General features: G+C 63.2%; 15 protein-coding genes. 7 read left to right on the top strand and 8 right to left on the bottom strand.

Annotation, left to right across the window (positions count from 1 at the left end; genetic code table 11):
• Positions 1 to 104 precede the first annotated feature (104 nt).
• Positions 105 to 674, top strand: coding sequence for a glycine zipper 2TM domain-containing protein (locus tag IWX87_RS04770; RefSeq protein ID WP_196862367.1), 570 nt, complete (start codon positions 105 to 107; stop codon positions 672 to 674).
• An 87-nt stretch (positions 675 to 761) separates the two neighbouring features.
• Here IWX87_RS04770 and IWX87_RS04765 read toward each other — a convergent pair whose 3' ends face one another.
• Positions 762 to 1,286 carry a peptidylprolyl isomerase gene (locus IWX87_RS04765; protein WP_196862366.1) on the bottom strand — a complete coding sequence of 175 codons (525 nt, stop codon included), beginning with the start codon at positions 1,284 to 1,286 and terminating at the stop codon, positions 762 to 764.
• Between the two features lie 14 nt (positions 1,287 to 1,300).
• Here IWX87_RS04765 and IWX87_RS04760 point away from each other — a divergent pair, with 14 nt between their 5' ends.
• The 3 genes from IWX87_RS04760 to IWX87_RS04750 all read left to right on the top strand — a co-directional run bounded on the left by IWX87_RS04760 (position 1,301) and on the right by IWX87_RS04750 (position 3,572).
• A complete protein-coding gene (locus tag IWX87_RS04760) occupies positions 1,301 to 2,506 on the top strand; it encodes a cupin domain-containing protein (protein WP_196862365.1) in 1,206 nt (401 codons plus the stop codon).
• A gap of 62 nt (positions 2,507 to 2,568) precedes the next feature.
• Positions 2,569 to 3,081, top strand: coding sequence for a hypothetical protein (locus IWX87_RS04755; RefSeq protein ID WP_196862364.1), 513 nt, complete (start codon positions 2,569 to 2,571; stop codon positions 3,079 to 3,081).
• Positions 3,082 to 3,296: 215 nt separating this feature from the next.
• Complete coding sequence (locus IWX87_RS04750; RefSeq protein WP_196862363.1) at positions 3,297 to 3,572, top strand: hypothetical protein; 276 nt, start codon at positions 3,297 to 3,299, stop codon at positions 3,570 to 3,572.
• A 51-nt stretch (positions 3,573 to 3,623) separates the two neighbouring features.
• On the opposite strand, the gene IWX87_RS04745 is transcribed toward IWX87_RS04750, so the two are convergent.
• The 5 genes from IWX87_RS04745 to IWX87_RS04725 all read right to left on the bottom strand — a co-directional run bounded on the left by IWX87_RS04745 (position 3,624) and on the right by IWX87_RS04725 (position 8,653).
• Positions 3,624 to 4,397: an MBL fold metallo-hydrolase gene (locus IWX87_RS04745; protein WP_196862362.1), complete on the bottom strand. Its 774-nt coding sequence runs from the start codon at positions 4,395 to 4,397 to the stop codon at positions 3,624 to 3,626.
• A 40-nt stretch (positions 4,398 to 4,437) separates the two neighbouring features.
• Entirely contained in the window at positions 4,438 to 5,598 is a 1,161-nt protein-coding gene (bamC, locus tag IWX87_RS04740; protein WP_370583764.1) for an outer membrane protein assembly factor BamC, read from the bottom strand.
• A 17-nt stretch (positions 5,599 to 5,615) separates the two neighbouring features.
• Positions 5,616 to 6,500 carry a 4-hydroxy-tetrahydrodipicolinate synthase gene (gene dapA / locus IWX87_RS04735; protein WP_196862361.1) on the bottom strand — a complete coding sequence of 295 codons (885 nt, stop codon included), beginning with the start codon at positions 6,498 to 6,500 and terminating at the stop codon, positions 5,616 to 5,618.
• Between the two features lie 92 nt (positions 6,501 to 6,592).
• The gene (locus tag IWX87_RS04730; RefSeq protein WP_196862360.1) at positions 6,593 to 7,222 is read right to left on the bottom strand and encodes a bifunctional 2-polyprenyl-6-hydroxyphenol methylase/3-demethylubiquinol 3-O-methyltransferase UbiG; all 630 of its coding nucleotides are present in this window, start codon (positions 7,220 to 7,222) and stop codon (positions 6,593 to 6,595) included.
• Positions 7,223 to 7,411: 189 nt separating this feature from the next.
• Positions 7,412 to 8,653, bottom strand: coding sequence for an MFS transporter (locus IWX87_RS04725; RefSeq protein ID WP_196862359.1), 1,242 nt, complete (start codon positions 8,651 to 8,653; stop codon positions 7,412 to 7,414).
• A gap of 158 nt (positions 8,654 to 8,811) precedes the next feature.
• Here IWX87_RS04725 and IWX87_RS04720 point away from each other — a divergent pair, with 158 nt between their 5' ends.
• From IWX87_RS04720 to parC, 3 genes are all read left to right on the top strand, one after another.
• Positions 8,812 to 10,791 (top strand): DNA topoisomerase IV subunit B, encoded by a 1,980-nt coding sequence (locus tag IWX87_RS04720; RefSeq protein ID WP_196862358.1) that lies wholly within the window; start codon positions 8,812 to 8,814, stop codon positions 10,789 to 10,791.
• Positions 10,791 to 11,687, top strand: coding sequence for a lytic transglycosylase domain-containing protein (locus IWX87_RS04715; protein ID WP_196862357.1), 897 nt, complete (start codon positions 10,791 to 10,793; stop codon positions 11,685 to 11,687). Before IWX87_RS04720 ends, IWX87_RS04715 begins: the two co-directional genes overlap by 1 nt.
• A gap of 325 nt (positions 11,688 to 12,012) precedes the next feature.
• Positions 12,013 to 14,379, top strand: a complete 2,367-nt coding sequence (gene parC / locus IWX87_RS04710) for a DNA topoisomerase IV subunit A (RefSeq protein WP_196862356.1) — start codon at positions 12,013 to 12,015, stop codon at positions 14,377 to 14,379.
• A 123-nt stretch (positions 14,380 to 14,502) separates the two neighbouring features.
• On the opposite strand, the gene IWX87_RS04705 is transcribed toward parC, so the two are convergent.
• Both IWX87_RS04705 and IWX87_RS04700 read right to left on the bottom strand, forming a co-directional pair.
• Positions 14,503 to 16,437, bottom strand: coding sequence for a hypothetical protein (locus IWX87_RS04705; protein WP_196862355.1), 1,935 nt, complete (start codon positions 16,435 to 16,437; stop codon positions 14,503 to 14,505).
• Complete coding sequence (locus tag IWX87_RS04700; protein WP_196862354.1) at positions 16,437 to 19,385, bottom strand: caspase family protein; 2,949 nt, start codon at positions 19,383 to 19,385, stop codon at positions 16,437 to 16,439. Before IWX87_RS04700 ends, IWX87_RS04705 begins: the two co-directional genes overlap by 1 nt.
• Between the last annotated feature and the right edge of the window lie 47 nt (positions 19,386 to 19,432).

Genomic DNA, 19,432 nt, shown 5'->3' with positions numbered 1-19,432 from the left:
CTTTCATTTCAAATCAATACTGCAGATTCCTTTACGCTTGGCTGAATTCAAAAACAAAAGCCTAGTCAGGAAGAAAAATCAATGACACTTTCCAGGAGAATTTTATGCAACGTACATCCCGCTTTGTTTCAATAACCGCTTCAGTGCTTGTTCTCGCCGGTCTGGCCGCCTGCGGCACCGTACCCATGGACAATCAGGGCCAGGTGTCGTCGTATCCGGCACCAACATACCCCGGACAAACCCAGTACCCCGGACAGAGCCAGTACCCCGCGCAAACCCAGTATCCGGGGCAAACCCAGTACCCAGCTCAAAACCAGCAAGGCAATTACTCGGAATATGGCCGTGTCAACAACATCGAGGTGTTCCAGGGACAAGCGCAAGCGCAAACTCCCGGCCTCGGCGCAGTTCTGGGTGGTGTGGCCGGCGCGGTAGTTGGCAGCCGGTTCGGCGGCGGCAGCGGCCGCGACTTTGCCGCGATCGCTGGCGCTGTCGGCGGTGCGGTGGCCGGCAATGCCATCCAGAACAACAACCGAAGCCCCAACGTCAGCCAGACCTACCGAGTCACTGTCCAGCTGGACAACGGCGGCGCGCGCGCCTATGACGTGCCAGCCACCGGCGAGTTGCGCATTGGCGACCGTGTCAGGATCCAGAACAACCAGCTGTTCCGTTACTGATCCGCAGGCGTCCTGACGCAAAAGCGGCGCTGCAGTCTGATCTGCAGCGCCGCTTTTTTTTAGGCGAGTAGAGCGCTGCGGTGCTTTTCAATGCAGCGTGTCATTGCCGGATGCCGTGGGCTCCAGCTTGAAGAAACCGGTGCCCAGCGAACCCTGGCCGATTTCTGACGCAGTGGCTTCGCGCACCGATTCGACCTTCAGCGCCAGCCGGATGGCAATGCCGCCCAGTGGGTGGTTGCCGTCCAGCACCACATGCTCGGGGTAGATGTCGGTCACGGTATAAATGTGTTCGGCTGGAATCTGCGCGGTGGCGCCTGACGGCATGGCCGCGCCGTCAAACGTCATGCCTTCTTCGAGTTCGACCGGAAAAATGCTGCGCGGCTCAAGAAACACCCGGTTTTCGTCGTAGTCGCCAAAGGCGTTTTCTGGCTCCAGGTGCAGCTCCAGAGTGTCGCCGGTCACATGGCCAAGCAGGGCTTCCTCGATGCTGGCCAGCAGGTCATTGCCGCCGAGCAGGAACTCGACCGGCTCATCGAGTTCGTCCAGCACATCGCCCAAAGTATCTTTCAGCGTCCAGGTCAGGGCAACGACGCATTGCGGGGTGATTTTCATCCGACAATTGTCCCATGGATGTCAATCAGCCCCTCTCCCTTCTCGCCGGCCTTACGCCGGCCCAGTTCATGCGCCGCCACTGGCAGAAAAAGCCCCTGCTGGTGCGTCAGGCCATTGCCGGCTATCAGCCTTTTCTCAGCCGCGCGGCGCTGGCCAAACTCGCTGCCCGGGAAGAGGTCGAGTCGCGCCTGATCGTCCAGAAGGATCAGGGCTGGACATTGAAAAAAGGACCGTTTGCCACCCGGAGTCTGCCTCCGCTTGGCCAGCCAGGCTGGACTTTGCTGGTTCAGGGGGTGGATTTGCATGAGCCTGCCGGACATGCGTTATTGCAGCAGTTTCGTTTCGTTCCCGATGCGCGCATGGATGACCTGATGGTCTCGTTTGCCACCCCGGGCGGCGGTGTGGGGCCGCATTTCGACAGTTACGACGTATTTTTATTTCAGGCCAGCGGCCGCCGGCGCTGGAAAATCGGCAAGCAGAAAGACTTTTCACTGCAGCCGGGCATGCCGCTCAAAGTCCTGCAAAACTTTGAAGCGGACGAGGAATTCGTGCTGGAAGCCGGCGACATGCTCTACCTGCCGCCGCGTTATGCCCATGACGGCATTGCCGAGGCCAGCATCGGGCTGGACGGAAAACCCGATGAGTGCATGACCTATTCAATCGGTTTTCGCTGTCCGGTGCAGGGCGAGCTGACCTCTGACCTGCTGCACCGGCTGGCTGAAATGCGAGAAGACGCCGCCCAATCGGTTGACGAAGAAAACCAGAGCGCGCGCGCTGTACCCCCGCGCATGTACCGCGACCCCGCGCAGCCTGCCACCGAAACGCCAGCTGCCATGCCCGTCGGCTTGGCGGATTTTGCCCGCCAGGCGGTGCTTGAAGCTTTGAAGGACCCGATAGCGCTGGCGTGCGCGCTGGGCGAATCCATGTCCGAGCCGAAACCGGGCATCTGGTTTGACGAGCCCGAACAGGCCTGGGATGGTGAAGCCGCCAAGGCCGGCCAGACTGGCATTGCGCTGGATGCGCGTACCCGCATGATGTACGACATTGATCACATCTTCATCAATGGCGAAAGCTACCGGGCCAAAGGCGCCGATGCTGCCTTGATGCAGCGCTTGGCGAACCAGCGCCAACTGGCGGCAACCGATTTGCGCAAGGCAAGTCGAAGCGCCATTGCCTTGCTGGGCGACTGGCATGACGCAGGCTGGCTTGAGCAGAAATAACAATCGGTTTCAGGCAAGGGTTGAAGACTTGAATTTCTGCTGAACACAAGGAGCCAGTCAGCATGACATCTGCACAAGCAGGCGCAGCACCTTTACTGCTGCACGAAGGCCGCTTCAGTGGCCGCAGCGAATTCGCAGAACTGGTTCGCCAGGCCCTGGCGGCGGCGGCGGCGCATGGCTGGCGTGAAATGATCTGGTGTGATCCGGACTTTGCCGACTGGCCACTGGGCGAGCGGGTGGTGGCGCAGGCGCTGAATGACTGGGCAGGAAGCGGCCGCAAGCTCACCTTGCTGGCTGATCATTACGATGCCATTGTGCGCAAGCATGCGCGCTTCGTCACTTGGCGGCGGACCTGGGCGCATGTGGTCGAGTGCCGCAAGAGTGGTGCGGCTTCGGCAGGCCACCTGCCCAGCGTGTTGTGGAGTCCGGTATGGGTGTTTGAACGGCTGGACAGCCCGCACTGCACAGGCGTTGCCGGGGTGGACCTAACCCGTCGCAGCACTTTGAAAGAGCGCATCAACGAACACCTTTTGGCCAGTTCAGCGGGATTTCCCGCAACTTGTCTGGGTTTGTGAGTGTGGTTTTCCAGTTGCAGGCCGACATCTGTCCGCTTATTTTGAGCGATTAAGGGTTTTCATGCTTGTGCTCTGCAGCATATAATTTGAGGCTGGGTAGAAAGAGCTCGAGTCCTTTCCTCACAGGTCAGGACATTGCTTGAATTTTTTGTTTGAGCCTGAGTTTTGACAATTTCCGGAAATTGTTTTCTTAAATATCATCAAGGATCGTAAAAATGAACAAGTCCCTCGTACTGGCCGCCATCGTTGCAGCTGTCGCACTGGCCGCCTGCGGTAAAAAAGAAGAAGTCGTTGCTCCTGCACCTGCTCCTTCCGTCGTTGTGGTTCCTGCAGAGGCTCCTTCTGCTGCCGCCGCCGCTGCAGCCGCCACCGGCGCCGCTTCCGCCGCTGCTGACTCTGCCAATGCAGCTGTGAGCGCTGCTACCGACGCTGCTTCTGCTGCAGGCAGCGCTGCTATGTCTGCCGATACTGCTGCATCCGCTGCAAAGTAAGACTTCCTGATTTCTAAAAAGCCGCCTCCGGGCGGCTTTTTTCATGGCGCATCAAAACTGCAGCCAAGGTGTGCCACTGGCCGGATCGGCCACCAGAATGTCGCCCGGCAGGCAGCCCAAAGCGCTTGAAAGCACGTCTTGGACCAGGCAAGGATGGTTGTTTTTGGCACTCAGATGCGCCGCTACCAAATGCTTTAAACCGCCATGGGTCACGGCACTGGCAATGGCGGCTGCGGCTGTATTCGACAAATGACCATAGTCGCCGCTCACGCGCCGCTTCAAAAAATGGGGATACGCCGACTGGTCCAGCAGTTCGGTATCGTGGTTTGATTCCAGCAGCAAAGCATGGCAGGTTTGCAGGTGCGCGATCACATGCGGCGTTGCATGGCCCAAGTCGGTCAGGATGCCCAGCTTTGACGAGCCATCGTTACAGCTGAGCTGCAGCGGCTCGCGGGCGTCATGCGGAACAGTGAACGGCATGACTTGCAGGCCGCCCATGTCAATCGCCCTGGCATCCCGCGCAATATGCAGCAAGCCGTCAAAGTCAGGGGAACCGATGGCCGAATACGTGCCCTGACTCATCCATACCGGTATCCTGTAGCGCAGCGCAAGTGCGTGTGCGCAGCCAATGTGATCACCATGCTCATGGGTGATGAACACCGCATTGATGTCTTCGGGCTGCAATCCGGACTGGGCCAGGCGAAAGGTGAGTTGCCGGATCCCCAGGCCGCAGTCCACCAGCAGGCGAAAGGGCAGCAATCCGCCAGACTCCACCACCGTGGCGTTGCCGCCGCTGCCGCTGCCCAGACTCTTGAATCGCAACACTGCCGGTCAGCTGCCTGCGGGTTCGCCGTTTTGACCGTTCTTACTTCAGGTCGTCGGCAATCACGCGGACGATGCGCTGGGCATTGGCGGATGAGTCGGGTGTTCCCTGTTCATTGAGCACAGAAACCGTGGACTTTTCACCTTCGCCCTTGACCGAAATACGGTATTTCAAGGGCATGACGGCTGCAGGCGAGCCGCTGAAGAGCTTGCTGAAAAAGCCAGGTTCGCTCTTGTTGGCGGTCGGCTCGACATAACGCACGAAGTAGGTGCCCTGGCTGCGGTCACGGTCTTCGACGGTAAAGCCGGTGCGGTCCAGCGCCAGACCGACCCGGCGCCAGGCGCGCTCAAAGCCTTCATCGATCTGCACCACGGGCAGGTTGTTGACCATGGCAATACGCGAGGTCTGTCTGGTGGCACCGGCGGCAACCAGTGCCTTGGACTGCTCCTGCGTCACGCCCAGCTTGACCATCAGGCGGCGCAAGAACTCTGCTTCGAGTTCAGGATCGCTCTCGCGCGGCTGCCAGATTGTTCCGTCGCCGCCAGCCGAATTGCCGCCGGCCTTGGCGCCCGTGACAATTTCTTCCATGCCGCGGTGGCTGACATAGATTTCGGTTCCGCCGTCGGGGCGGCGCTCCAGGCGGGTGCGAAATTTGTCGCGCTCGCCGGTCGAGTACAGACTGTCAAAAACTTTTCCCAAGGCATTGCGGATGAAGTCCTGCGGAAGCTTGGCACGGTTTTCCGCATAGTCGGTTTCCATGATGCCGAGGTTTTCCTGGTCTTGTGCCAGCAGGAATCCGTTTTCAAGCCAGAAATCGCGCACCGGCGTCCAGAGCTTGTCTGCCGAGCGGTTGACCACCAGCCAGCGCTGATTGCCGGCTCGCTCAATACGCACATCGCCCACTGCGGCGGCCGCCGTGGTGACGCTCTGCGTCGGCTGGGCGATCTGGTAGCTGCTGGCGCTGACGGCCGTGCCCGGCACCACATAGCGGGTGTCACGGCTGAGTTGCGTCAGGTCGGGCGGTATGTCGAGCGAAGGGCCTTTGGTACCACTGGTCTTGTAATCGATGCGTTCGCCTTCCATGGTGTCGCGGATGGTCGAACAGCCTGCCAGCAGGCTGGCGGCAACCAGCGCGGAAAGAGCAGCTGCGCTGCGGGCTTTGCGCAGGGCTGGGCGCTGGGGGAATCTCGGCAATGTCTTCACGTGGGGTCCCTTAAAAATCAGATCAGGCCGCAAGCGCGCAAGGCGTTCTCGACGGCAGCTTCGTTGCTGGATTCAAGCGGTGTCATGGGCAGGCGCAGCGTGTTGCCACACAGGCCCATGCGGGCCATGGCCCATTTGACCGGGATCGGATTGGCTTCGACGAACAGGTTGCGGTGCATTGGCAAGAGCCTGAACTGCAACTCCATGGCCAGCCTGACGTTGCCAGCGATGGCCGCCATGCACAACTCGTGCATGAGCCGGGGCGCGATGTTGGCGGTCACGCTGATATTGCCCTGGCCACCGCAAAGCATCAGCGCCACGGCTGTCGGGTCGTCGCCAGAGTACACGGAAAAGCCCTTGGGTACTTCCTTGATCAGCCACTGGGCACGCTCGATGTTGCCGGTGGCTTCCTTGATGCCGACAATGCCGGGCACTTCGGCCAGGCGCAGTACGGTGGCATGCGCCATGTCGGCGACGCTGCGGCCGGGCACGTTGTAGAGCACCGTCGGCAGGTCGCCCACGGCCTCGGCAATCGCCTTGAAGTGCAGGTACTGGCCTTGCTGCGTCGGCTTGTTGTAATACGGAACCACCTGCAACTGGCAGTCGGCGCCCACCTGTTTGGCGAACTTTGCCAATTCGATGGCTTCAGCGGTGGAGTTGGCGCCGCAACCCGCCATGATCGGCACCCGCTTGGCGGCCTGCTCGACCGAAACGCGGATGATCTCGCAATGCTCCTGAACGTTCACTGTTGGCGATTCGCCGGTGGTGCCGACCACGCCGATGCAGTCGGTGCCCTCGGCGATGTGCCAGTCAACGAGTTTGCGCAGCGTGGGGTAGTCAACGCTTCCGTCTTCATGCAAGGGGGTTGCCAGAGCAACAATGCTGCCAGTAATGGGGTTCATGTCGTGCTTGTAACGTCGTGGCTGGTGTGATGAAGCGGCTTCAAGGCGCTCAAGGCCGACCCAAAAAGCCAAATATGCATTCTACCCAGAGCTCAGGAAAGTGGGTACCTGGGCGGGCCGGACGCTGTCACCGGCAGCACCCCGCCTGAATACATTGCATCCATCACTTCCCGGACAGCGGCGATGCGCTGAACAAAACGCGGCTTTTCCCCGTTGGGGCCTTCGAGAAAGCCCTCTTCAAAGGCGACGATACGCAGCGTGCGACAGGTCTCCAGCAGTTCGCCAGGACGCAGCAGAAAGTCAGGCCTTGAGGGTTTTCCCACCGTCTCGTTGCCCTGCGTAAAGGTTTCGTAAATCAGCACACCGCCGGGCGCCAGGCTGTCCAGCAGGGTCGGCATCAGCGGACGCCACAGGTAATTGGCCACCACCACCGCATCGAACTGGCGGCCCGCAAAAGGCCAGGGACCATTTTCAATATCGGCCACCATGGCTTCACAGGCATGCGAAGGAATTGCTATGGATTCAATCGCGGCCTGCGACCGGTCCACCAGCACGACCGGGTGATTTTGCTGATGAAACCAGCGCGCATGGCGGCCATGGCCACAGGCCACGTCAAGCACCACACCGCCCGGAGTGACCAGATGCGACCAGCGCTGCACCCAGGAAGACGGCGCTGCTGCGTCTGCATGAAAAGTGTCGGAATCCGGTTTTTTTACTATCATTTATGTAGCTGTAAACGCATGTCCTGCTTTCGCAAAAGGCTTAAAAAGCTTGAAATTTTAAAAAAGCCTTAAAAACACGACCATACCTGGTCGGCCAGTGAGATCAGGAACTCTGGCCGCGTGTAGAGAGAAAACACGCCCAGCGATACCGCGATGGCCAGGCTCCACAGCACGGCTTTGCGCAGCATCTCAAGCGCCCTGCACCAGGCCACCCGGGCTGACCCGGTGAATCGGTGTTTCCCGGACCGGCAGGTTGATGAGCGCGGCGAGCACGCCCAGCACGATGGCGATGTACCAGACAATGTCGTAGCTGCCGGTGCGGTCATACAGAAAGCCGCCCAGCCACACGCCCATGAAGGAGCCAATCTGGTGGCTGAAGAAGATAAAGCCGCTGAGCATTGACATGTGCTGGATGCCGAAAATCTGCGCCACCACCGCGTTGGTCGGCGGAATCGTCGAGAGCCACAGCAAACCCATCAGGCTGGAAAAAATATAGACGCTGGCCGGGCTCAGCGGCGCGGCGATGAACACGCTGATCACGATGGCGCGCGAGAAATAGATCGTCGCCAGGATCTTGCGCTTGGCGATTCGCTGGCCGAGCACGCCCGCCGCGTAGGTGCCAAACACGTTGAACAGGCCGATCAATGCCAGCGCGTAGCCGGCCACCTGCGGCGACAGCCCCTTGTCCTTCAAATAGCTGGGCATGTGGACGCCGATGAAGACCACCTGGAAGCCGCAGACAAAGTAGCCCGCCATCAGCATCTGGAAGCTCGGGTACTTCAGCGCCTCGCGCAGCGCCTGGCCGATGCTCTGGTCACGCCTGGCAGGCACGCCGCCTGAAAAACCGTTTTCGCGCAAGCCCAGCGCCACGGGCACGATCAGCAGCACGGCGCCGCCCAGCACCAGCAGGGCCGTCTGCCAGCCCAGTGTGCTGATCAAAAAACCCTCGGTGGGCACCATCAGGAACTGGCCGAACGAGCCTGCAGCTGCCGCCACGCCCATGGCCCATGAGCGCTTGTCCGCCGAAATATTGCGGCCGATCACGCCGTAGATCACCGCATAGGTGGTGCCCGCCTGGGCCGCGCCAATCAGCACGCCGGCGGTCAGCGTGAACAGCAGGCCGGTTGGCGACAGCGCCATGCCGACCAGGCCCAGGGCGTACAGCACCGCGCCGCCGGCAATCACCCGGAACGCGCCGAAACGGTCGGCCACCATGCCGGCAAAGATACCGAAGATGCCCCAAGACAGGTTCTGCACCGCAATCGCAAAGGCAAAGGTTTCGCGTGTCCAGCCCTGCGCCTGGGTGATGGGCTGCAGCCACAGGCCAAAGCCATGCCGGATGCCCATCGACAGCGTGACGATGGCCGCGCCACACGCCAGAACCTGGAACATCGACAGTTTTTGGGGGGACGAAAGCGCGCTTGAAGTCATGAACAGACTTTAACGACAATGCCTTACAGAGACTGTCGCCTGAGCAAAATTTGACCGGTTCAATCTTTGGGCACGGAAATGGCCGGACTCAAAGGCTGTATGTTCGTACAGCTGATCAAGCCTTCCCCGTCTACAATTCAGACAACACCTGAACACCCATGGCCGACAAAAACATCATTGCTCCTCCCGCTTATTCCGAAAGCTCGATCCGCGTCCTGAAGGGCCTGGAGCCCGTCAAGCAGCGCCCGGGCATGTACACCCGCACCGACAATCCGCTGCACATCATCCAGGAAGTGCTCGACAACTCGGCCGACGAGGCGCTCGCCGGGCACGGCAAGAAAATCAAGGTCACGCTGCACACCGACGGCTCGGTGACCATCGAGGACGACGGGCGCGGCATTCCTTTTGGCTTGCACCCCGAAGAGCAGGCGCCGGTGGTCGAGCTGGTGTTCACCCGACTGCATGCCGGCGGCAAGTTCGACAAGGGCAAGGGCGGCGCCTACAGCTTTTCCGGCGGCCTGCACGGCGTCGGCGTCAGCGTGACGAACGCGCTGTCGACCCGGCTTGAAGTGACGTCCTACCGCGAAGGAAAGGTCGCCAGCCTGGCGTTTTCCGGCGGCGACGTGATCGAGCCGCTGGTGCTGCGCAAAAACGAAGGCGGCGACCGTAAATCCGGCACCACGGTGCGCGCCTGGCCCGACGCCAAATACTTTGAATCGCCGGCGCTGCCAATGGCCGAGCTGACGCACCTGCTGCGCAGCAAGGCGGTGTTGATGCCCGGCGTGACCGTCACGCTGACGAACGAGAAAACCAGGGACGTTCAAACCTGGGTTTTCAAGGGCGGCCTGCGCGACTACCTGATGCAGACCCTCACCGCCGATCCGGTGATCCCGATGTTCGAGAACGAAGGCTTTGCCGACAATGCGCACGAAACCTTTGCCGAAGGCGAGGGCGCCAGCTGGTGCGTCGCTTTCACTGAAGATGGTGCGCCGGTGCGCGAAAGCTATGTCAACCTGATCCCGACCAGCGCCGGCGGCACGCATGAAAGCGGGTTGCGCGACGGCCTGTTCACCGCGGTCAAGAGTTTCATTGAATTCCATTCGCTGCTGCCCAAGGGCGTGAAATTGCTGCCCGAGGACGTGTTTGCCCGCGCCAGTTATGTGTTGAGCGCCAAGGTGCTGGACCCGCAGTTCCAGGGCCAGATCAAGGAACGGCTGAATTCGCGCGATGCGGTGCGGCTGGTCTCCAGCTTCGTGCGCCCGTCGCTCGAACTCTGGCTGAACCAGCATGTCGATTACGGCAAGAAGCTGGCCGAACTTGCCATCAAGGCCGCGCAGACGCGCCAGAAGGCCGGCCAGAAGGTGGAAAAACGCAAGGGCTCCGGCGTGGCCGTGCTGCCTGGCAAACTGACCGATTGCGAAAGCAAGGACCTGGCGAACAACGAAGTCTTTCTGGTCGAGGGAGATTCGGCTGGCGGCAGCGCCAAGATGGGCCGCAACAAGGAAAGCCAGGCGGTGCTGCCACTGCGCGGCAAGGTGCTCAACACCTGGGAAGTGGACCGCGACCGGCTGTTTGCCAACACCGAAATCCACGACATTGCAGTCGCCATCGGCGTCGACCCGCATGGACCGAACGACACGCCGGACCTGAGCGGCCTGCGCTACGGCAAGGTCTGCATCCTGTCAGACGCCGACGTGGACGGCTCGCACATCCAGGTGCTGCTGCTGACGCTGTTTTTCCGGCATTTCCCCAAGCTCATTGAAACCGGCCATGTGTATGTGGCGCGCCCGCCGCTGTACCGCGTCGATGCGCCGGCGCGCGGCAAGAAGCCGGCGTCCAAGGTTTATGCGCTGGACGAAGGCGAGTTGACCGCCATCCTGGACAAGCTGCGCAAGGACGGTGTGCGCGAAAACGCCTGGAGCATCAGCCGCTTCAAGGGCCTGGGCGAAATGAGCGCCGAGCAGCTCTGGGACACCACGCTCAACCCCGACACGCGGCGCCTGCTGCCGGTGCAACTGGGTAACCAGGATTTCTTGCAGACCGAAAGCCTCATCACTAAACTCATGGGCAAGGGAGAAGCCGCAGCGCGTCGCGAGTTGATGGAACTGCATGGAGACGCTGTGGATATTGATATTTAATGACCACTGATCCGTTACCTGACGCATTTCCCGCTGCTACAGCACCACCCCGAAAAACGCTGCGCACGCGTGCGAGTCTCCTGGCAACGCTGGTGCTGCTGGCCTTGTATGCCGCTCCGGCGCAGGCTGACATCTGGGGTTATGTGGACGAGGACCGGATTCCGCATTTCGCCTCCAGCCGCCTGGACGAGCGCTACGAGATTTTCCTGCGCGACAGCATCGAGCCGTACCGCGTGATGGCGGCCCCTCGCAAGGCGCAGGAGAGCGCAGTGGAGCCGATTGCCGCACCTGCGGTGGCCAACGTGGTGGTGCTTTCGCCCAAGATGGAGGCTTTTTTCGAACGGTCGCCCAGCTACAAAGCAGTGAGTCCGCTCTTGCGCGAAGCCTCCAGCAAGCATGGCATCGACTATTCACTGCTCAAGGCGCTGATTGCCACCGAGTCCGGCTTCAACACCTTTGCGGTGTCGCCCAAGGGCGCCGTGGGCCTGATGCAGCTGATACCGCCGACCGCCCAGCGCTATGGCGTCACCGCTGGCAAGGATGGCTCGATTGAGAAAAAGCTGACCGATCCAAAAACCAACATCCGGGCGGGCGCGCGTTACCTGGCCTATCTGATCAACATGTTTCCGGGTCGGCTCGAATTGGCGCTGGCTGCCTACAACGCCGGTGAAGGCGCCGTGCAACGGGCAGGCAACCGGATTCCCAATTACCCCGAAACCCAGAACTATGTGAAGACCGTCATGCAGCTCTACAGCGGCTTGACGCCGCCTGCGTTGAAAGCACCGCTTGGGCGGGTGCATGTGGAGCTGACGGGTACAAATGGCGGACGCGCCAGCCTGCCAACGCTGGGCGAGTCAGCTTACCCGCTGTCGCGCGTTGGGCTTCCCCGCGAGTAGCCGCTGGTGTCAGCGCACGAATCAGGTTTCCTGCCGGAAGATCGCAGGCTTAAAAAAAAGCCGTGCAATTTCACACATCAAGCCTTCACAATTAGCGTCAGGTTACTTTTGTTGCATTAAGTGGCTGGCTGGAAATTCCGGCCTTGCCACCCATCTCTATTCCTGTTTTTCCATTTCCACATCATCTGGCCCGGACGTTCTTTTGCCTGGCTTTTAATGCCTTGTTTGCGGCTTCGCGTCTAATCCCGGATGGATCTGAAAAGGACCATGCTTGCGCCTGGTCCTTTTCCAATGCTTGACCACTCACTGACTGATTACAAAAACCATGGATCTTTTCACGCCTGATGCTGAACTGCCGACGCCTGCCGCGCCTGACGAAGACTCGCTGGCGTCCTATGCCCAGCGCGCCTACCTTGAATATGCCCTGAGCGTCGTCAAGGGCCGGGCGCTGCCCGATGTCTGCGACGGCCAGAAGCCGGTCCAGCGGCGAATTCTCTACAGCATGGCGCGCATGGGCCTGGCCTTTGGCGGTCCGAACGGCGCGACCGGCGCCCGGCCTGTCAAGTGCGCGCGTGTGGTCGGCGACGTGCTGGGCCGCTTTCACCCGCACGGCGACCAGGCCGCGTATGACGCGCTGGTGCGCATGGCGCAGGACTTTTCGCAGCGCTACCCGCTGATCGACGGCCAGGGCAATTTCGGCTCGCGCGATGGCGACGGCGCCGCCGCGATGCGCTACACCGAAGCCCGGCTGGCACGCATCACCACGCTGCTGATGGACGAGATCGACGAAGGCACGGTCGATTTCATCCCCAACTACGACGGCTCGACCGAGGAGCCGCGCCAGTTGCCGGCGCGTCTGCCGTTCACATTGCTCAACGGCGCCAGCGGCATTGCCGTCGGACTGGCGACCGAAATCCCCAGCCACAACCTGCGCGAGGTGGCCGATGCCTGCGTCGCCCTGATCAAAAACCCCAAGCTGACCGAAGAAGAGTTGTATGCCTTGATCGCCGGCCCCGACTACCCCGGCGGAGGCCAGATCATCTCCAGCAGCGCCGAGATTGCGGCGGCCTACCGCACCGGACGCGGCTCGCTAAAAGTGCGCGCGCGCTGGAAGATCGAGGAACTGGCACGCGGCCAGTGGCAGCTCGTCGTGCAGGAACTGCCGCCCGGCGTCAGCACCCAGCGCGTGCTTGAAGAAATCGAGGACATCACCAACCCCAAGATCAAGCTTGGCAAGAAGGCGCTCAGCCTGGACCAGGTTCAGCTCAAGCAGGCCGTGCTGGCGGTGCTTGACGTGGTGCGCGACGAATCGAGCAAGGACGCCGCCGTGCGCCTGGTGTTCGAGCCCAAGACCAGCCGCACGCCCCAGGCCGAACTCATCAACACACTGCTGGCGCACACCAGCCTGGAGAGTTCTTCGCCCATCAACATGACCATGATCGGTCTGGACGGCCGGCCGACGCAAAAGTCGTTGCGCCAGATGCTCAACGAGTGGATCGCCTATCGCCAGACGACGATTGAAAAGCGCTCGCAGCACCGGCTCGACAAGGTGCTGGCGCGCATCCACATTCTTGAGGGACGACAGATCGTCCTGCTGAACATTGACGAGGTCATCGCCATCATCCGCCAGTCGGACGAGCCCAAGTCGGCGCTGATCGAGCGTTTCGCTTTGAGCGACCGGCAGGCCGAGGACATCCTGGAAATCCGTCTGCGCCAGCTGGCGCGGCTCGAAGCCATCAAGATCGAGCAGGAACTGAAAACCTTGCGCGACGAGCAGGGCAAACTCCAAGACATCCTGGGGAATCCGACAGCGCTGCGCCGGCTGATGACCAAGGAAATTGAAGCGGATGCGAAACAGTTCGCCGACCCACGCCGCACGCTGATCCAGGCCGAGAAAAAATCGGTGCTGGAAGTCAAGGTAGTGGACGAGCCGGTCACGGTGGTGGTCAGCAGCAAGGGCTGGGTGCGCGCGCGTGGCGGCCACGGCCATGCGCCCGCCAGCTTTGCCTTCAAGGCCGGCGATGCGCTGTATGGCACGTTTGAATGCCGCACGGTTGACATGCTGCTGGCCTTTGGCAGCAATGGCCGGCTGTATTCGGTGCCGGTGGCGCTGCTGCCCGGTGCGCGCGGCGACGGCCAGCCGGTCACGACGCTGATCGAACTGGAGTCAGGCACGCAGTTGCTGCACTACTTTGCCGGTCCCCTTTCGGCCATGCTGCTGCTGTCGAGTTCGGGCGGCTATGGTTTCCTGGCGACGGTGGAAAACATGGTGTCGCGCAACAAGAGCGGCAAGGCTTTCCTCACGCTGAATGAGCGTGAGGGTGGGAGCGAGACGATCTGCCGTCCGTCGCACGTCAAGGGCACGTCGGGCAGCCAGCCGGTGACGCCCGCCACGCACGTGGCCTGCGCCTCGACGGGCCAGCGCATCCTGACCTTCGACATCGCCGAGATCAAACAGATGGAAAAGGGCGGACGCGGCCTGATGCTGATTGACCTGGAGGGCACGGACGCGCTCGCTGGCGCTGCGGCTTACACCCGCAGTGTGCGCATTGAAGGCATCGGGCGCGGTGCCAAGGCACGCGAGGAAACGCTGGAAATCCGCAGCCTGAACAACGCGCGCAGCGTGCGCGCGCGCAAAGGCAAGTCGGCCGACCTGGGCTTCAAGCCGACGGGAATTGTCCGGGTTGAGTGATGAAATAGCCTGTTTGCGCAATAGGGGCGGGCGCAAGCAGCTATTTATTTAATAGCGAATGTCGCGCTGGGCGTTGCAACGCCGCCAGCGCTTGCCGGAAAACGCGTGTCCGTTGGCGCCAGATCAATGCCCGCCATGCACCAATGCAAAAATCCCCGGAAGCGGCAGCCAGCGGTTGCCTGCCAGTTGCCAGTATTTCTGACCGCAGGTGGTGGCGAAAAACGCCCGCCGCCGTTCCAGCCGGCCGGCGCCGACAACGTTCTTCAGCACCACGTAGCGAATATCGCCGGTCGGCCCGAGGATCACCGTCGAGCCGCCGTAATAAGTAAAGGCCGGCCCTTCTGCCGAGGCGCGCACATGGCGTTCCTGGGTGATTTCGGCGATCAGGTCAAAGACGATCTGCCCGTTCGGCCCGGCGCGCCGTGCCGAACGGATCGATTCGACGCAGGGCAGGCCGACCGTGTCGCCATCCAGGCGCGCATCGTCATTGGCCACCAGTCCGAACTCTTCCAGCCGGCCGGGGCGCGTGACGTAGTGGCCGAGCATGCAGGCCTGGCGGTGCAATTCGTCCAGCCCGGCGGCATTGGCCGGGTCGCCGCTGAAGCGCAGCGCCGCGAAATCGAGCCCGGCTACCGGCGGCAGTTCCATCCGGGGCCGGCGCCAGAGCAGCGCGTCCTGCGACAGGTGGTTCGCCGTGCGCGGGTAGATGTCGCGCCGCCAGAAGGCGTCGATCAGTGCGCCCCGGTAGTCCCACGGGTCGTCGGGCACCAGGTCGTAGTCGGCGGTGATCATGGCGCGCAGGTAGTCGCCGAAGGTCATGCCGACCGGCGGGCAGTAGTCGATGGCGCGGATGCAGATGCCCAGGAACTGGCTGGCGAGCTTGCTGGCGCGCTCGGCCAGGATGGTCTGCAGGTCGTGCGGGAGTTCCCCCGGCGGCAGCACGCCGCTGCCGCCGGTGGCCAGGCGCACGAAGCGCTCGGTGCGGCGCTGGTAGACCTGCACGAACGCGTCGAACACGGCACTGACCAGCACCGTGCCGAGCTGGTGTGCCTCCAGCCCGGGCTGGTAGCGGGTCGGGTTGCCGGTGTCTTTCTCGACCGCGCTGCGCAGCGGGCCGTTCTGTCCGGTGGTGTGGCCGAACTCGCCAGCCAGCTCGGTCAGCAGATCGGCATGCTGCAAAGCGCCCTTGCTGCGCCGGATCGCGGCCAGCACGACTTCGGCATAACTGAAATGCTGGAAGATGGCGACCAGGTCGGCGAAGGCTTCATGGAATGCGACCACGTCGGCGTTGGTCGGCACGATGAAGTGCGCGCGCAGCCCGTCGAGCAGCGCATGCGTCACCTCGTGCACCACGATGTCGTGCGACAGGCAGGTGAAGACATAGCCGCCCGGCATGGTGCGCTTGGTCGGCCTGTCACTGGCCGGGAAATAGCCAAAACGCAGCTCGCCGGTGGTGATGCCGTTTTCATAGTAGGCGTTTTTCGCCTGGCCGTGGTGCGGCCTGAGCACCAGCCGGGCCGGCGTTTTGCCGTCGCCAAAGCCCCAGCCCAGGTTGCGGCCCAGCGCCGTCTTGAAGGTCGAATAGACATTGCTGCAGACGGCATAAACCATCTGGTGGTGAAAGCCCGGGTCCGAGGGCGAGGGGTCGTAGCCGTCGGTCATGAGCACCTTGCGGTCTTCCAAGTCCGCTTCCCGGTAGTGAATGCCCAGCTGTCCGTCGTTGGGATCGACCTCGAACAGCTTGCCCACCGGACCGGGCGCCAGCGGTTCATACGGGACGTTGAGCGTCGCGATCGAGCCTTCAAGCCGCGACACCGACGGATCGACCGTGTAGATGCGCAGCGGACGGTAGAGCGGGTCGCCGTGCTGGCGTTCATAGGGCGTGACCAGCGGCTGGCGCACGCCGGTTCCGATGGCATAGTCCTGGCCTTCGCCGGGATGGCGGCTGGCGGCCTGCGGTACGGCCAGGCCACCGCCTTCGTCGCGGCTGGCGGCATCGGCGGCGACGGCCTCGGTGGTCGTTGCCGTTGCCGCTGCCGCTGCAGGCTCGGACGCCATCAGCGCCGGCCCGGCGGGAGCGCTTTCACGGCCTGGGCCAGCTCGTTCACGGCTTGCAGCAAGGCGCTGTCGCCGAGGGCTGCCGCCATGGACGATGGTCCGCTGGCGGGCGCACGGCTGCCTGCGGCCAGCGGCTGAAGGAAGGCGCCCTGGCGTGCGCCTTCGGCGCAGTCCAGCATCGGTGCCTGGCGCGCCGCGCTGCCAAACTCGGCCAGCACGCGGCGCAGGAATTCCCCGTTGCTCAGGCCCTCGATGCCGGCGGCCAGCACCTTGGTGGCGCGCTGGGTGAAATCGCCGTTGCCGCCGCTTTCCAGCGCGACCTGGTGGTCCAGGCAGGCTGAGAACTTCACGTCGCGCATCGCTTGCGGGCCGCCGCTGCTCAGCGCCCGGGTGGCGCTGCGCGACTGCCGGCGAAAGCGCTGGTGCGCCTCGGCGATGTCGGGCGTCATCCTGACGAAGCGCGCCTTGGTGTCGGGCGGCATGGCGGTTTCGCCGGGCGACAAGCCGACGGCGAAACGGCTGTTGGTGCCGGAATGGCAGCAGTCCATGAAGCAGGTCATGTTCACGCCGTCGGGAATGCGGCCGAACAGCCCGGCAATGTCGTCGTCGATGTACAGCGCCCCGCTGGCAAAGTCCACCGGGCACAGCGCCTCGTCGATGGCGTCGTCCTCGTCGCCGTTCAGGTCGGGCACCTGCGTGCCGTGGCCAGCGTACTGGAAGACGATCACGTCGCCCGGGCGGCATTCGCCGACCAGCCGGTTCAGTTCGCGGTCCAGCGCGGCGCGGCTCGCGTCAAGGTTGACCAGCAGCCGGGTCTCGAAACCGAGACCGGCCAGGGTGCGCGACCAGTTGCGGGCATCGTTGACGCAGCCGGCGAGCCGGTGCTCGGGTGCCGGGTAGTCGTCAATGCCGACGCACAGCGCCACGCGCCGGCTGCCAATACTGGTGCTGGTGCTGCCAGCCGGGGTGGCCGGCACCGGCGTAGCCGTGGGCAGCATGGCGTAGGCAGCGCCGGACGCCCCGGGCAGTGCGCTGAAACCGAACTCGGCCGGCCAATCCACCTCTTCTATCCAGGGCCGCGATGGGCTGCGGGTGACCGGGAACGCGGCGATGTCGGCCGCGTCGGGCTGGTCCAGGATGCGCCGCACGACGCTGTTCATCGTCGGCGCGTCGTCGTCGAAGCCGCCGTGCGACAGCGACTGGCTGGCTGAGAGGCCGGTGTCGCCCGGCGTGGGCGACCAGACCACGGCCGAAGGCGTTGGCGATGCGCCTGCCAGGCCAAACAGGCGTTTCAGGTCGGCATCGCCGCGCAGGCTTTCCTCCAGCCCGAGGATTGGCGTGGCGCGCCGGTCTTCCAGCGCGTTGAAGATCAGGTAGAGCAACGACTTGCGGTAGATCTGCGCGCAGTTGTCCTTGCGCTCGAAGTCCCTCTGCATGGTGTAGAGCGTCAGCGACTCGGCCGCGCGGCCCGGACCGACGTGCTGCAACAGGTGCTGGCGGAAGGTGTCCACGCGCACTGCCGGCGCCAGGAAGTGCGCGGTCTTGAAGCCCGGCACGCCCAGGCCGTGCGCCAACGGCAGGAAGTGGCTGTGAAAGATCGAGCCTGCGCTGTGGCCGACGGCATGCAGTTCGATCCGGTCAGCATGGTCGTCACACAGCGCCTTGAGCTTGGTGGCGACGTAATGCGCGCCGCCGCCGGTGTCATCGCTGGCCACCGGCGCGTCCATCGCATGCTCGGCGCTGGACTTCATGCCGCCCCAGATGCGTGGCCCCTGCAGTGCGCGCGCGCCGATCTCGACCAGCGGGTCGGTGGTGAAGTCGGCCAAGTCCCGCGCAAGGGCGCGGCTGCCCTGCCGCGCGCGGCCGAGCAACTGGCCGATGGTCTCGAAAAAGCCGGTTTCCCAGATGAAGTAGACGGGATAGATGCCGTTGCGCCGCCACCAGTCGATGTGCTTGTGGGCAATCTGCAGGCCGCTGGATTCGGACACCAGCCCGCCATGCGCGTAGAACAGCAGGCGCAGCTTTTGGCCGGCCGGCAGTTCGCTGATCGCCTGCGGCAGGTGCTGCTCGAAGATCGCGTCGATGTCCCCGGGCGTCGAGGCCGCCTCGCCTTCGCCCGACAGGCGGCCGGCGCGCAGGTTCACCAGGTGAGGCCGCATGGCGTTGAGCGCCGCCGTGCCCAGGCCCGCGTCACGGCTTTGCCGGACAGGGCCCGATGCGTCCCCGGCATCGCCACGGGCCCCCGCGCGGCCTGCGGCGGCGGCCTGGCCGGTTTCCTCCTCGTCATGCGACAGCTCGGCATCGCCGGGCTCGCCGGCATTGTCAAGGGTGCGCGACAGCGAGCGGATGGCCTCGGCGACGAAGCGGTCGGTTTCATCGGGGAAGGGCTGGGGCTGGTCGGCGCCGCGCGTGGCACTGGCCTGCATGTCCTGACGGATGGCCTCGACCTCGGCCAGGATGTCGGCAAAGACCAGCGAACCGCCGGGGCATGACTTGGGCGACATCGAGTTGTGAAAGCGCAGCGTGCTGGCCGGCAGGTGAAAGCGCGACTGGACCCCCGCCACGACCCGCAGCGCGGTGTCCTTTTGCGCGCCAGCGAACGGGTCGCGCCCCGGGTCGAAGTCGCCGATCATCTCGAACATGAACGGGCCGAAGGCCTTGTTGCCGTTGTGCCCGGCGGCGCTGGCCGGCGGCAGGTTCCAGTTGCGCCCCAGCCAGACCATGCCGTCGGGGTCGATGGTGATGTGCTGGGCAATGTCGCTCCAGCCGTTGACCTGCGTGTGGTGGCGCCACATCGAGACAATCGTGTCGTGACCGCGAAAGTCGGCATGCCGGGGCCGCCAGGTGTGGTGCATGTGCACCGCGTCGATTTTCCGGGTGAAGGGAAATTTCTGGAGAAGCTGCTCGAACTGGTCCGGCGACAAGCGCTGGAAAGTGGGTGTCGGCATGGCGCGCCCCTTTAACGAGTGGGCAACCACTCTACACCCGCAGGGGT

The organism is Polaromonas sp. CG_9.7 (assembly GCF_015752205.1).
Taxonomy (GTDB): Bacteria; Pseudomonadota; Gammaproteobacteria; order Burkholderiales; family Burkholderiaceae_C; genus Polaromonas.
Note: the sequence above shows the minus strand (reverse complement) of the source record. Positions and strands in the feature narration are given on the sequence as shown.

Excerpts from the sequence above, each read along its gene's own strand:
- IWX87_RS04715 (WP_196862357.1), top strand. The coding sequence starts at position 10,791 with ATGACCACTGATCCGTTACCTGACGCATTTCCCGCTGCTACAGCACCA.
- IWX87_RS04730 (WP_196862360.1), bottom strand. The coding sequence starts at position 7,222 with ATGATAGTAAAAAAACCGGATTCCGACACTTTTCATGCAGACGCAGCA.
- IWX87_RS04720 (WP_196862358.1), top strand. The coding sequence starts at position 8,812 with ATGGCCGACAAAAACATCATTGCTCCTCCCGCTTATTCCGAAAGCTCG.
- parC (WP_196862356.1), top strand. The coding sequence starts at position 12,013 with ATGGATCTTTTCACGCCTGATGCTGAACTGCCGACGCCTGCCGCGCCT.
- IWX87_RS04750 (WP_196862363.1), top strand. The coding sequence starts at position 3,297 with ATGAACAAGTCCCTCGTACTGGCCGCCATCGTTGCAGCTGTCGCACTG.
- dapA (WP_196862361.1), bottom strand. The coding sequence starts at position 6,500 with ATGAACCCCATTACTGGCAGCATTGTTGCTCTGGCAACCCCCTTGCAT.
- IWX87_RS04705 (WP_196862355.1), bottom strand. The coding sequence starts at position 16,437 with ATGGCGTCCGAGCCTGCAGCGGCAGCGGCAACGGCAACGACCACCGAG.
- IWX87_RS04700 (WP_196862354.1), bottom strand. The coding sequence starts at position 19,385 with ATGCCGACACCCACTTTCCAGCGCTTGTCGCCGGACCAGTTCGAGCAG.
- IWX87_RS04725 (WP_196862359.1), bottom strand. The coding sequence starts at position 8,653 with ATGACTTCAAGCGCGCTTTCGTCCCCCCAAAAACTGTCGATGTTCCAG.
- IWX87_RS04770 (WP_196862367.1), top strand. The coding sequence starts at position 105 with ATGCAACGTACATCCCGCTTTGTTTCAATAACCGCTTCAGTGCTTGTT.
- IWX87_RS04760 (WP_196862365.1), top strand. The coding sequence starts at position 1,301 with ATGGATGTCAATCAGCCCCTCTCCCTTCTCGCCGGCCTTACGCCGGCC.
- IWX87_RS04755 (WP_196862364.1), top strand. The coding sequence starts at position 2,569 with ATGACATCTGCACAAGCAGGCGCAGCACCTTTACTGCTGCACGAAGGC.
- IWX87_RS04765 (WP_196862366.1), bottom strand. The coding sequence starts at position 1,286 with ATGAAAATCACCCCGCAATGCGTCGTTGCCCTGACCTGGACGCTGAAA.